The 12304-nt window shown below is 71.8% G+C and carries 9 protein-coding genes, 1 tRNA gene and 1 other RNA gene; 9 read left to right on the top strand and 2 right to left on the bottom strand.

The window, feature by feature from the left end:
* Together dnaX and ffs are read right to left on the bottom strand one after the other, a co-directional pair.
* On the bottom strand, window positions 1-1226 hold a 1226-nt coding region (gene dnaX, locus FJ091_21420), incomplete at its 3' end, for a DNA polymerase III subunit gamma/tau (GenBank protein ID MBM4385914.1).
* Window positions 1227-1258: 32 nt separating this feature from the next.
* An RNA gene (ffs, locus tag FJ091_21415) (signal recognition particle sRNA small type) lies at window positions 1259-1357 on the bottom strand.
* 257 nt (window positions 1358-1614) lie between these two features.
* Here ffs and FJ091_21410 point away from each other — a divergent pair.
* The 9 genes from FJ091_21410 to FJ091_21370 all read left to right on the top strand — a co-directional run bounded on the left by FJ091_21410 (window position 1615) and on the right by FJ091_21370 (window position 11772).
* On the top strand, window positions 1615-2355 hold the full coding sequence (locus FJ091_21410; GenBank protein MBM4385913.1) for a single-stranded DNA-binding protein: 741 nt from the start codon (window positions 1615-1617) through the stop codon (window positions 2353-2355).
* Window positions 2356-2410: 55 nt separating this feature from the next.
* A complete protein-coding gene (locus tag FJ091_21405) occupies window positions 2411-3670 on the top strand; it encodes a DUF58 domain-containing protein (GenBank protein MBM4385912.1) in 1260 nt (419 codons plus the stop codon).
* Window positions 3670-5835: a transglutaminase domain-containing protein gene (locus FJ091_21400; GenBank protein MBM4385911.1), complete on the top strand. Its 2166-nt coding sequence runs from the start codon at window positions 3670-3672 to the stop codon at window positions 5833-5835. The genes FJ091_21405 and FJ091_21400 overlap by 1 nt, the downstream gene beginning before the upstream one ends.
* Window positions 5799-6896 carry an AAA family ATPase gene (locus FJ091_21395; GenBank protein ID MBM4385910.1) on the top strand — a complete coding sequence of 366 codons (1098 nt, stop codon included), beginning with the start codon at window positions 5799-5801 and terminating at the stop codon, window positions 6894-6896. Before FJ091_21400 ends, FJ091_21395 begins: the two co-directional genes overlap by 37 nt.
* Window positions 6893-8938 (top strand): hypothetical protein, encoded by a 2046-nt coding sequence (locus FJ091_21390; protein MBM4385909.1) that lies wholly within the window; start codon window positions 6893-6895, stop codon window positions 8936-8938. The genes FJ091_21395 and FJ091_21390 overlap by 4 nt, the downstream gene beginning before the upstream one ends.
* 57 nt (window positions 8939-8995) lie before the next feature.
* Complete coding sequence (locus FJ091_21385) at window positions 8996-9502, top strand: hypothetical protein (GenBank protein MBM4385908.1); 507 nt, start codon at window positions 8996-8998, stop codon at window positions 9500-9502.
* A gap of 19 nt (window positions 9503-9521) precedes the next feature.
* Window positions 9522-10529 carry a putative zinc-binding metallopeptidase gene (locus tag FJ091_21380; GenBank protein ID MBM4385907.1) on the top strand — a complete coding sequence of 336 codons (1008 nt, stop codon included), beginning with the start codon at window positions 9522-9524 and terminating at the stop codon, window positions 10527-10529.
* A gap of 86 nt (window positions 10530-10615) precedes the next feature.
* Window positions 10616-11623: an ATP-grasp domain-containing protein gene (locus FJ091_21375; GenBank protein ID MBM4385906.1), complete on the top strand. Its 1008-nt coding sequence runs from the start codon at window positions 10616-10618 to the stop codon at window positions 11621-11623.
* A 57-nt stretch (window positions 11624-11680) separates the two neighbouring features.
* A tRNA-Ser gene (locus FJ091_21370) sits at window positions 11681-11772 on the top strand.
* The last annotated feature ends 532 nt before the right edge of the window (window positions 11773-12304 follow it).

Genomic DNA, 12304 nt, shown 5'->3' with positions numbered 1-12304 from the left:
GAAGTCGGCGGCGAACCCTGCGCCGGCGGAGCGCGCCGCGCGAAGCCGCCGCCGCCTCCGCCGCCAGGCTCGGGCGTCTCGCCGCGCAGCCGCTTCTCGAGCGCGTCGATGCGCGCGAGCAGCGCCTCCACCTCGTCGCCGCTCGGCATCGTCGCGAGGCGCACGAGCGCCACCTCGAGCACCGCGAATGGATCCGGCGCCCAGGCGAGATCCTCCTGCTCCTTCAGCAGCGCGCGGAACATGCGCCGCAGGCGCGGCTCCTCGGCGCGCGCGGCGAGCTCGCGCAGCGCCGCGACGTCGCCTTCGCCGCCCTCGACGAGCCCCGCGTTCGGCGCGACGCGCAGCACGACGAGATCGCGCAGCGTCGCGAGCAGCTCGCCGCCGAGGCGCTTCGCATCGATGCCTCGGTCCCACGCGCGCCGAATCGCGGCGAGCGCGGCCGCGGCGTCGCCGTCGATGCACGCGGTCGCCATCGCCAATAACAACTTGCGATCGACGAGGTCGAGCACCTCGGCCACCTGCGCGTCGTCGACCTTGCCCTCGCCATACGCGAGCAGCTGGTCGAGCAGCGTCTGCGAGTCGCGCATCGAACCTTCGCCGGCGCGCGCCACGGCGGCGAGGCTCGCGTCCGAGATCGCGATGCCTTCGGCCTTCGCGATGCGCTTCAGGTTCGCGGCGACTTGGCTCGTCGCGATGCGGCGTAGGTCGTAGCGCTGGCAGCGCGAGAGCACGGTGAACGGAATCTTCTCCGGGTTCGTCGTGCAGAACACGAACAGGCTGCGCGGCGGCGGCTCCTCGAGGGTCTTCAAGAGCGCGTTGAACGCGGGCGTCGAGAGCATGTGCACTTCGTCGACGATGTAGACGCGGTGCTTGCCGGGCGACGGCGCGTAGCGGATCGACTCGATGATCTCGCGCACGTCGTCGACGCTGGTGCGGCTCGCGGCGTCGATCTCCTGCACGTCGGTGGAATGCCCCGACTGAATCGCGACGCACTCGGGATCTTCAGGATCGAACGAGTCGCTCGGGCCCTTCGAGTGGTTCAGGCAGCACGCGAAGATGCGCGCGAGCGTGGTCTTGCCGGTGCCGCGCGGGCCGGTGAGCAGCAGCGCGTGCGGAATGCGGCCGGTGCGGATCGCGTTGCGCAGCGGCGTCGTGACGTGCGCCTGCCCGTCCACTTCCTCGAAGGTGCGTGGGCGCCACTTGCGTGCGAGCACCATGTGGGCCACGGGCAGTCCTCGTTGCGCGAGCTGAAGCGAGTGACCGCAGGGCTTGCCGACAACCGCCGGGGCGCCGCTACCGCTGCTTCCTTCCGGACCTCGCGGGGTTTGCGGGCCGCCGACGAAGCCGGGGCCCTGCGGTCACGGGGCACGGTAGGGAACGGGGCGCGTGGGCGTACAGGGGCGAGCGGCCCTTTTCCTTGTTTACTTCGCAAACCGCGTCGAAGACTCCGCGGTTTGCTGCGCGCTTCGCTTGCTGCCTCGGCCGACGTGGCTGGGAGGAGCGTTCGTCAGCGAGGTTGTTCTGTCGGTCGCGTGGCGCGTCAGGCATCGCGCTGGCTCGTTTGTTCGTTGCGGCGCGCCCGTCGAGATCGGGCGCGGTTACCGTGGCTCGTTCATGAGTCGCGGCGGCGCGAACGCTTTTGCGGAGAAGGTGCTGCGCGTGGAGCGGGGGCTGTCGCGGGAGCTCGCGGCGCTTTGGTTTGGGGCGCCGGTGACGCATGTGTACGACCCGCTGTCGTACGCGATGCGGCCGCATGCGGCGTTCGTGCGGCGGTATGCGCAGGGGCCGGTGCCCATTCTCTTCCTGGGGATGAATCCGGGGCCCTACGGGATGGCGCAGACGGGGGTGCCGTTCGGCGAGGTCGCGGCGGTACGCGGCTGGCTCGGGATCGAGGGGCCGGTGGCGAAGCCGGCGCGCGAGCACCCGAAGCGGCCGGTCGACGGGTTCGCGTGTGAGCGCAGTGAGGTGAGCGGCGCGCGGGTGTGGGGCGCGGTTGCGGCGCACTGGGAGAAGCCGGAGCGCTTTTTCGCGGAGGCGTTCGTCCTGAACTACTGCCCGCTCGTGTTCATGGAGGCGAGCGGGAAGAACCGCACGCCGGATCAGCTGCCGCGCGCAGAACGCGACGCGCTCTTCGCCGCGTGCGACCGCGCGCTCGCGAAGCTCGCTTCGCTGTTCGCGCCGCGCGTCGTGGTGGGCATCGGGCGCTTCGCGGCCGATCGTGCGCGCGCTGCGCTGCCGGGCAGCGCGCGCGTCGGCGAGATCCTGCACCCGAGCCCCGCCAGCCCCGCGGCGAATCGCGGCTGGGCGAAGCAGGCCGCGGCGCAGCTGCGCGCGCTCGGCGTGTGCCAGGGCTGACCGCGGGATCCGTTTTCCTTCCGGGCGGCTCTTCGCGCGCTGCTAAACCAGCGTCATGCGTGCTCCTCGCTGGTTGCGTCCGCTCGCGCGCGCCTTCGATTGGCAGCCGCTGGCGCTGCCGGGCGCCCTGCTCGCCGCGGGGAGCGGGCTCGCGCTCTGGTACTACGGCTTCCGCGCGCTCGACCTGCTGCTGCTCGTCGCGGCGCTCGCCTGTCTCGCAGTGCTCGCGATCTGCGCGCTCGGCGCGGCGGCCACCGCATTCGTCCTGCGCCGCGCGCTGCGCGAGCTGCCCACGCCCGCGCTGCCCGAGCGCATCGAGACCGAGGTTTGGTTCCGCACCGGCTTCGTGCTGCCGGACTGGCCGCTGCCGTGGATCACGCTCGGGCTGCGCTGGGAGGAACCGGAGCACGTCGCGTGTCGTCTGCAGCCGCGCATCGGCGGCGGCTCCTGGCTCGAGGAGGTGCGCGCGTCGCGGCGCGCGGAGGTGAAACGCATCGAGCGCGTGATCGAGGTTCGCGACGTCTTCGGTCTCACGCGCCTGCGTCTGCGCGACGCGCGCGACGTGAGCGCGTGGATCCTGCCCAACCCCGGCAAGCTGCGAGATCCGAGCGTGGTGGTGACGCGCACCGGCGGCGACGGCGACTCGCACCCCGCCGGCACGCCCGAGGGCGACCGCGTCGACATCCGCCGCTACGCACCCGGCGACTCCGCGCGCGACGTGATGTGGAAGGTGTTCGCGCGCACCGGCGTGCTGATGGTTCGCAAGCCCGAGCGCTCCTTCGAGCCAGCGCGGCAGGTGAACGCATACCTCGTCGCAGGCAACGAGGACGAAGCCGCCGCGGCCGCGGCTCGGCTCGCGCTCGAGAGCGGCGCGCTCGGCGAGGGCTGGCGTTTCGGCGCCGATGGCGCGCGTGCGGAAGCGCGCGAGCTCGCCCAGGCGCTGCACGCCGTCGCGGCATCCGGTGGCGCGCGCGGCGCGACCGGTCTCGGTGCGTTCCTCGAGGGCGCCACCGCCGCGGATCCGTGCATCGTGTTCACGCCCGCGAGCGACGGCGCTTGGCGTTACGACGTGCAGCGCCTCGCCGCGCAGCACGGCCCGCGCCTCGCGTTCGTGCTCGGCGCCGACGGCGTCGCGCGCACGCGCGCGCGCGGGGCGTTCGACCGCTTCGTGTACGCGGGTGAAGCTGCGCGCGGCATCTCCGAGCGCGAGCTGCGCGGTCTCGTCGCGGAGCTCTCGTCCTACGGCGGGGACGTGAAGATTCTCGACCGCGCGACCGGGCTCGCCCACGACGGCCACGGCGGGCAGCTCACGTGATGGCGCTCCCGCACGCAGCTGGCGACGCGCCCGAGCCGCAGCGCGCGCTGCGCGCCGTGGCGTGGGTGCGCGCGCTCGCGCTCGCGCTCGCAGCCGCGGCGCTCGCGTGGAATCTCGCGGCGCCGCCCGGCATCGCGGCGGCGGCGCTCGCGGCGCTCGCCGCTTCGCTCTACGCCGAGCGCGTTTCGCACGCGCGCCCCGGCGGGCGCGCGCTGCGCTTCGGCGCCGTCGCGGCCGCCACCGCGCTGAGCGCGGGCGCCACGCTGTGGCTTGCCGGCTTGCTCGGAAGCTGGGCGTGGCTCGCCGCGTACGCGACGCCGCTCGTTCTCTTCGGCGCGCTCGACGTACTGCGCATCGCGGTTTGGATCGGCGCGCCCGTGTTCCTGCTGCGCTTCCTCGCGTCGCGCGCCTCCGGCTTCGCGGCGCTGGAGGTCGCGGTCGCGGCGGGAGCGCTCGCATCGAGCTTCGCGCCGCACCGCGCCGGCATGGTGCACCGCCCGTTCGCGATCGGAGATTTCGCGTGGGGCAGCGGCATCGACCCCGCCGCGTTCTATCTCGGCATGGGCGCGGTGGGCGTGCTCGTGCTCGCCGCGCTGTTGTTACGGGAGGAGCGCGCGCGCCGGATCCCGCTGCACGCCGGCGCACTGCTCGCGCTCGCACTGCTGCTGCTCTTCGCGCTGAACATCACGGGCCTGCCGACCGCGCGGCCTCCGGCGGGGCTCGGCCTCGATGGCGATCAGAAGGCGCAGCCGCAGCGGGGCCGCGGCACGCGCACGAGCACCGACTTCCAAGACGAGTACTCCTCCGACGGCTCCGATGTGCCGGTCGCGGTCGTCGTGCTGCACGGCGACTACGCCTCGCCCACGGGCGCCTACTACTTCCGCGAGACAGCGTTCTCGCAGTTCAACGGGCGCCGTCTGGTCGAGGCGCAGGCGGAGGGCGCCGATCGCGACATCGTGCGCGCCTTCCCGAGCGCGAAGCTCGAGCTCGCCGCACCATCCGAGGACACCTCGGGCCGCACCGAGCTCGCGATGTCGATCGGCATGCTCACCGACCACACGCGGCCGTTCGCGATGGACGCGCCGCTCAGCTTCGAGCCGGCACCGCTGAAGAGCACGTTCCGCTTCCAGCGCTCCTACCGCGCTGTCTCGCGCGTTCCGCAGCTCGCCTACAAGGACATGTTGGGGAGCGAGGCGGGCGATCCGGCCTGGGGCGAGGCGCTCTGGAAGCTCTACACGGAGCCGCCCAGCGATCCGCGCTACGCCGAGCTCGCAGAGGAGATGCTCGCGCAGCTGGTTCCCGAGTACCGCGACGATCCGCTCGGGCGCGCGCTGATCGTGAAGCAGATCCTCGAAGAGACCGGCACCTACTCGCGCAAGAGCGATCACGCCGGCGCCGAGGATCCCACCGCGCACTTCTTGTTCGGCAATCGCATCGGCTACTGCGTTCACTTCGCCCACGCGGCGACGTACCTGATGCGCGCGCTCGGCGTGCCCGCGCGCGTCGCCGCGGGCTACGCGGTGAACGAGTCCGATCGCGGCGACGGCTCCGCGATCTTGTTGAGGGGCGGCAACGCGCACGCGTGGCCCGAGATCTATCTCGACGGCATCGGCTGGGTCGTGGTGGACATCTCGCCCGAGAAGGTGCTCGACGACCCCATGACGCCGACCGATCTCTCGCTGCAGCGCATGCTCGGCGAGATGCTGCGCGAGCAGCTCGGCGAGCCGGGCACCGAGCCGATCCTGCCCACGAAGACCGCCGTGCGCTGGCTCGGCCGCGCGCTGCTCGCGCTGCTCGTGCTCGCGATCGTGGCCGCGTGGTGCACGAAGCTGTGGCGCAGCCTGGCGCCGCGCTTCGTGCGCGACGCCGAGCTGCCGCGCGTCGGCTATCGCGCCGCGCTCGACCGGCTCGCGGAGCTCGGCGCGGTGCGGCGCATCGGCGAGACGCGCGAACGCTTCGCCGAGCGCACCACGCCACTCGCGCCCGCGTTCGCAGCGCTCACGCGCGAGCATCTGCGCGCCGCGCTCGGCCCCGGCGCGAGCACGACGCCCGAAGCGCTGCGCGAGCTCGCGTGGGGCGTCCGCAGCGAGCTTCATCGCGAACGCCCGCGCTGGCGCCGCGTGCTCGCGTGGCTCGATCCCGTGAGCTGGCTGCGCTCTCGCTGATCTCCCTAACACCTCGAAGGAACTCGCCCGTGATGCCGCTGATTCACGAAGACCCGACCAACCCGCCGGGCCCCGAGACGGTTGCGGTGCTCCAGACCGCTCACGACGTGATCGTGCGGCTGCGCGCGCGCATCGCTGCGCAGGTGATCGGGCGCGACGACGTGATCGAGCTCGTGGTCGCGGCGCTGCTCGCCGACGGCCACGTGCTGCTCGAGGACTACCCCGGTTCCGGCAAGACCACCCTCGCGAAGGCGCTCGGCGCCGCGATCGAAGAGGGCGACGCCGAAAAGTTCGCCGCGTTCCGGCGCATTCAGTTCACGCCCGACCTGCTGCCGTCGGACATCACCGGCGTTTCGGTGTTCGACGCGCGCACGAGCGCGTTCCAGTTTCGCCCGGGCCCGCTGTTCGCTCACATCGTGCTCGCCGACGAGATCAACCGCACTTCGCCGAAGGTGCAGTCCGCGATGCTCGAGGCGATGGCGGAGAAGCAGGTCACGGTCGACAATGTGACGTATCCGCTCGACGAGCTGTTCTTCGTGATCGCGACGCAGAACCCGCGCGACGTCGCGGGCACGTACCCGCTGCCGGTGCCGCAGCTCGACCGCTTCCTCTTCAAGATCCGCATGAAGCACATCGCGCGCGCGGAGGAGCTTGGGGTGCTGCTCACGCGGCGGGAGCGGCGCGACATCGTGCGCGCGGACTTGCCGCGCGTCACGCGCGAGGAAGTGCTCGCGACGCGGCGCACGCTCGACACGATGGTGAAAGTGCACTCGTCGATCCTCGAGTGCCTGGTCGACATCTCGCGCACGCTGCGCTCGGACGACCGCGTGCGGCAGGGCAACTCGACGCGCAGCCTCGTGCTCGCGGTGCCCGCGCTGCAGGCCTACGCGCTCGGGCGGCGCCGCGACTACGTGTCGGCGCAGGACATCGAGGACTTGGTGCCGCACATCCTCGCGCACCGTATCGAGGCGGCGATCGGCGCGACCGCGGCGGAAGAAGTGGTGCGCGAGTGCATGGTGGGCGCGCTCGAGAGCCTGACGCGCAGGACGCTCGGGCGGTGAAGCGGCGCGCGGCGCTCGCGCTCGCCGCGCTCTGCGCGGGCGAGCCGTCGCTCGCGCAGGCGCCGCCCGTCGATGGCGAGATCCGAGAGTTCGACGTCGAGGCCGACGATGCGCTCGGTTTCGACGAAATCCCGCCTTCGCAGCTGAAGGCGCTCGACGCCTACGCGGCGCTCCGCTCGGGCGAGCCGATCCGCGCGCGCGAGCTCGCGCAGGAGTTGTTACGGGAAAATCCCGAGTCGATTCCCGGCCACGTGCTGCTCGGCTACGTGCTGTACGAGGCCGAAGGCGACCTCGCGCGCGCGCGCCACGTGTTGCGGAAGGGCAAGGCGCTGTTCGAGCGCGAGCACGGGCGCACGTCGGAAGCCGGCGACGACCAGATCTGGCACGCGGAGGCGCTGAGCTTGCTCTCGCAGGTCACCGGCGAGATGGGCGAGGACGAGGAGGCGCTCGCGATCCAGGCCGAGTACGAGGCGATCTACCAGCAGGAGCAGCCGGCCTGGTCTGCGTGGCAGCTGATGCGCCTCGGCCGCTTCAACGAGGCGCGCAGGATCGCCCGCTACTACCTGCGCCACGGCCGCAGCGCGAATGCACGCGACGCCGCGCGCGCCGCGCTGTGCGCGATCGAAGCCGAGAGCCTCGACCGCGAAGGCGCCTACCAGGCTTGCGTGGTAGAGGGCGCCTACGCGAGCCGCGCGGAAGGCGTTGACAGCTCGGTCGCGTGGTCGAACGCGGCGGAGGCCGCATGGGTCGACCTGCGCCTCGGCGAGGTCGAGAGCTTGTTATTGGAGTCGACCCGGCACGGCCCGCAGGACTTCGGCAACCCGTGGGCGGATCTCGTGCACCTCTACACCGCGCAAGGCCGCCTGGCGGAGGCGAGCGCAGCGCTTCGCGAGATGGTCGCGTGGCGCGAGGGCCAAGTGGCGAACGTGCGTGCGCAGAGCTGGGCCCGCGCAGACCTCGCGGCGGGCGCGCTGCTGCTCGTCGCCGGGCGCAGCGAGGATGCGGAGCGGCTGCTCACCCGCGCGCTCGATGCGCCCGATCGCCACGGCGCCACGAACGAGGAGCCGACGCAGCGCGTGGGCGGCGCCGCGTTGCTGTTGGCGGCGACGCTCCGCACGCGCGCCGAGGAGGAGCGCGAGGCCGCCTCGTGGGCTGTGTGGTGGCGCGCGCCGTGGCACTGGCTCCATGCGCAGTGGCTCGACGCGCGCGCCTGGCTGACGCAGCGCCAAGCCGTCGACGCGCTCGCGCATCCGCGCTTCCTGCAGAGCACGCTGCGCCCGCACATGGTCGACCAAGTGATCTTGCCGCTCAGCGAGTGGGCGCAGTCCGACGTGGTGCGCCTGCTCGGGCCGGGCGTCGCGGAGGCGGGAATCGTCGCGGCCGAAAAGGTCGAGCGGCACTCGCTCGCGCCGGGCTACTTCGCGGCGCTGCGCGTCGAGATCGCAGCGCTGCGCGGCGACGACGAGGCGCTCGCGGAGCTCGCGAAGAAGGCCGTGCTCGACTTGCCGGAGAGCGAGGTGTTGTTGCGCGCGCGCGTGTCGGCGCTGCACGGCGAGTTGGCGCGCAAGGCAGGGGACGTCGCGCGCTCGGTCGCGGCCTACGACCTCACGCTGCAGCGCGACCCGGGTGTGGTTCGCCGCCTCGGGCTCGCGCTGCCAGCGAGCTTCGCCGCGAGCGGCGGGGAGCTGGCCGAAGACGCTGCCGATCACCTGCAGGACTCGCCGCGCTTCGACGAGCAGGAGGGCGGGTTCCGCGTCCAGGTGAGCCAAGACGGCGAGTCGGGCCGCGCCTGCCTGCTCGGCGCCAACTCCGAGGTGCTCGCGTGCGCGCGCGCCGAGCCCCGCGCGGGCGAGAGCGCGAGCGCCCGCGCGCGCCGGCTCGCCGACGCCTTTCACGCCGCGGTCTTCAGCGCTCGCATCTCGCTCAGTCAGGTCGACTTGCGCTCGCTCGATGGCTCCCCACTCGCAGGCGGCCGCGGCGCGGCGGACCTCGGGGTCGGCGACTGGCTGCGCACGGAGCCGCCCGCAGCGAACGCCCCATAACACCCGCGAAAGCCCGAGGGTCCTCTGCTAAATCGAGGCCCACCCGAGGAGAGCTCGATGCGTTTCACTCGACGCGAGATCCTGATCGCCGGCGCAGCGACGGCACTGCTGCCGCGCCTTGCCCGCGGCGAAGCCGGCGCGCTCTCCGCCGCGGCGCGCGCCGCGCTCGGCACGAGCCCGCTCGTGTACGTGACCGCATTGAAGCGCGACGGCAGCGAGAGCCGCTGCCACGCCGAAGTCTGGTTCGTGCGCGACGGCGACAGCGCGCTGGTCGTCACCGGCGCGAAAGCCTGGCGCGCCGCTGCAATCGGGAAGGGCCTCACGCGCGCGCGCCTCTGGGTCGGCGATCACGGCGTGTGGAACCCGGCCGACTCGAGTTATCAGGCTTCCCCGAGCTTCCTCGCCGACGCGAGCCTCGAGACGACCTCGGCGCAGCACGATCACGCGCTCACGCTGTTCGGCTCGAAGTACACGAGGGAGTGGGGCAGCTGGGGCCCACGCTTCAAGAATGGCCTCGCCGACGGCTCGCGCGTGCTGATCCGCTACCGCGCGACCTCCGCCTAGCAACCAGGAAGCTCACGGGATGCCGCGCCGACTCGACACGCTGAGCGACGAGCAGCTGCTTTCGCTGCGCATGCGGGATCTCGGCGTGACGTGGGAGCGCAGCTGGGTTGCCAGCGTGGTTCGCCAGGTGAAGCGCGAGCTCGCGGCGCGCGAGCTGCGCGTCACGCCGCACTTCTGGGTGGGAGACGAGTGGTTCTCGCCCGACGGCGTGCCCGGCATCGCGATTCCGTTCTATCTGCTGCACCCGCGCCTGATGCGGCTCGAGCGGAGGCAAGTCCTCCAGGTGGAAGGCGGCACGCGCGATGCGTGCCTGCGCATCCTTCGCCACGAGGCGGGCCACGCAGTGCAGCACGCGTTCGGCTTGCAGCGCTCGAAGCGTTGGCGCGAAGTGTTCGGCGTCTCCTCGGAGCCGTACCCGGACTTCTATCAGCCGAATCCGGCGAGCCGGCGTTACGTGATTCATCTGCCGTATTGGTACGCGCAGGCGCATCCCGCCGAGGACTTCGCGGAGACGTTCGCGGTGTGGCTCGCGCCCGCCGCGCGTTGGCGCAAGCGCTACGCGGGTTGGCAGGCGCTGGCGAAGCTCGAGTACGTGGACGAGCTGATGCGCGAGCTCGCGGGCGCGCGCCCGCCGGTGCGGCGCACCGCGAAAGTCGACGCGATCGAGCGCGACGACCGCACGCTCGCGACTTATTACGAGCAGAAGCGCGGGCGCTACCGCACGAGCTCGACCGAGATCTACGACGAGGATCTGCAGCGCGTGTTCGCGCCGCCGGAGCGCCGCGGCGAGAGCGCGGCGGCGTTCCTCACGCGCCACAAGACGCAGCTGCGCCGCATGGTCGCGCGCCACACCGGCAAGCACGAGCTCGCGCTCGAAGTCGTGCTCGGCGACCTGATCGCGCGTGCGCGCGAGCTCGGCCTGCGCGCGCCGCGCCACTCGCGCGCGCTGCTCGTCGAGCTCGCGATTCTGCTCGCGGCGCGCAGCGTCGAGTACGTCTACCGCGCGAGAGAGTGGCACGCGCTGTGAGCCGAGCTCTGCGGAGCGAGGGCGAGGGCGCGCCGGCGGGCGCGCAGGCGCCGCGCGCTTCGCGGGTGAAGAAGACGAAGCCGGCGATCAAGAAGCTGCGCGTCGCGGTCCTGATCCACCGCGACTTCATTCCGCCCGAGGATCCGAGCAAGGTCGACCCGGAAGAAGCGCATCGCGTGAAGACCGAGATCAGCGTGCCGCAGGCGCTGCGCGCGCTCGGTCACGACGTCTCGATCGTGGCGGTGCACGACGAGCTCGCCGAGGTGCGCCGCGCCGTCGAGGACGGCAAGCCCGACATCGTGTTCAACCTGCTCGAGGAGTTTCAGGGCACAGTGCTGTTCGACCAGCACGTGGTCGCCTACCTCGAGCTGTTAGGGGCGAAGTACACGGGCTGCGGCCCGCGCGGCCTCGTGCTCGCGCGCGACAAGGCGCTCTCGAAGGCGATCGCCGCGCACCACCGCATCCGCGCGCCGGGCTTCGCCGTGATCAAGCGCGGGCGCGGCGCGCGCAAAATGCGGCTGCGCATCCAGTACCCGCTGATCGTGAAGTCGCTCACCGCCGATTCGTCGCTCGGGATCTCGCGCGCATCGCTGGTGCGCGACGACGAGCACCTGGCCGAGCGCGTGCGCTTCATCCACGAGCGCACCCGTTCCGATGCGATCGTCGAGGAGTTCGTGCCGGGACGCGAGGTCTACGTCTCGTTGTTAGGGAACGAGCGCGTCACCACGCTGCCGCCGAATGAGCTCGTGGTCGAGAAGCTCGACCCGCGCGACGAGCTGATCGTGACGGAGAAGCTGAAGCACGACGTGCGCTACCAGGCGTCGCGCGGCGTCGAAGTGGTGCCCGCGCAGCTCGAGCCCGAGACGCGCGCGCGCCTGCTCCACCAGAGCAAGCGCATCTACAAGCTGCTGCACCTCGACGGCTATGCGCGCATCGACTGGCGCCTGCGCGAAGACGGCGAGCTGTTCTTCCTCGAAGCGAACCCGAACCCCGAGATCGCGCGCGGCGAGGAGTTCGCGGACTCGGCGAAGGCCGCGGGCATCGAGTACGAAGCGCTGATTCAGCGCCTGCTGCAACTCGGCCTCGGGCGTTAGGCGCGCCGCGCGACCTCTCGCAGCCTCGATCTCGCGGGCTAAGGTGTGCGCCCCCGCGGAGGGGTGTCAGAGCCTGGTTGAATGAGCCTGACTCGAAATCAGGTGTACTCGAAAGGGTACCGGGGGTTCGAATCCCTCCCCCTCCGCCACCGAGTCTGCATCCGCGGAGACTTCCGGCGCGGAAGCTAGCTCGACGTGAAAAACGTCGCGATTCCGCGGGGTCTTTGACGACGGCCCGATTCGAAGCGAACCAGAGACCGGGCGAGCAGGCCAATCGGCGCGGCAACGGCGGCGATCGTCTCTGTTGGCAATCGGGGCGGTTCGGATTCGCCACTGATTCGTACCGGGAACTCGAACTCACTTCACTCCGCCACCCAGTCAGGGCGCGTGAAGACTCGCCGCGCCGACTCCACTAGGAGCTGAAATCTCGCGATTTTCGCGGGGTCTAGAGGCCGAACGGCGCGTGGTCCGCGGGCGAGAAGGGCACGCTCCGCGCGAGAAGCTCGGCGAAGTTGCCGAGGCCCTCTTCGGAGGCAGAAGAGGCGATCGCGCGGGCGCGCTCGGCGCTGGACGCGGCGTTCCATTCGCCCGCGTGGGCGCTGCTGGAGCAAACGGCGGCGCCGGACAGCGAGGAGCTGCACCAGCTGCTCGCGTACGTAGAGGACGACAGAACGTCGCTCC

It is taken from the genome of Deltaproteobacteria bacterium, from assembly GCA_016875395.1.
GTDB lineage: Bacteria > Myxococcota_A > UBA9160 > UBA9160 > UBA6930 > VGRF01.
Note: the sequence above shows the minus strand (reverse complement) of the source record. Positions and strands in the feature narration are given on the sequence as shown.

Excerpts from the sequence above, each read along its gene's own strand:
- FJ091_21410 (MBM4385913.1), top strand. The coding sequence starts at position 1,615 with ATGAGTCGCGGCGGCGCGAACGCTTTTGCGGAGAAGGTGCTGCGCGTG.
- FJ091_21405 (MBM4385912.1), top strand. The coding sequence starts at position 2,411 with ATGCGTGCTCCTCGCTGGTTGCGTCCGCTCGCGCGCGCCTTCGATTGG.
- FJ091_21400 (MBM4385911.1), top strand. The coding sequence starts at position 3,670 with ATGGCGCTCCCGCACGCAGCTGGCGACGCGCCCGAGCCGCAGCGCGCG.
- FJ091_21385 (MBM4385908.1), top strand. The coding sequence starts at position 8,996 with ATGCGTTTCACTCGACGCGAGATCCTGATCGCCGGCGCAGCGACGGCA.
- FJ091_21380 (MBM4385907.1), top strand. The coding sequence starts at position 9,522 with ATGCCGCGCCGACTCGACACGCTGAGCGACGAGCAGCTGCTTTCGCTG.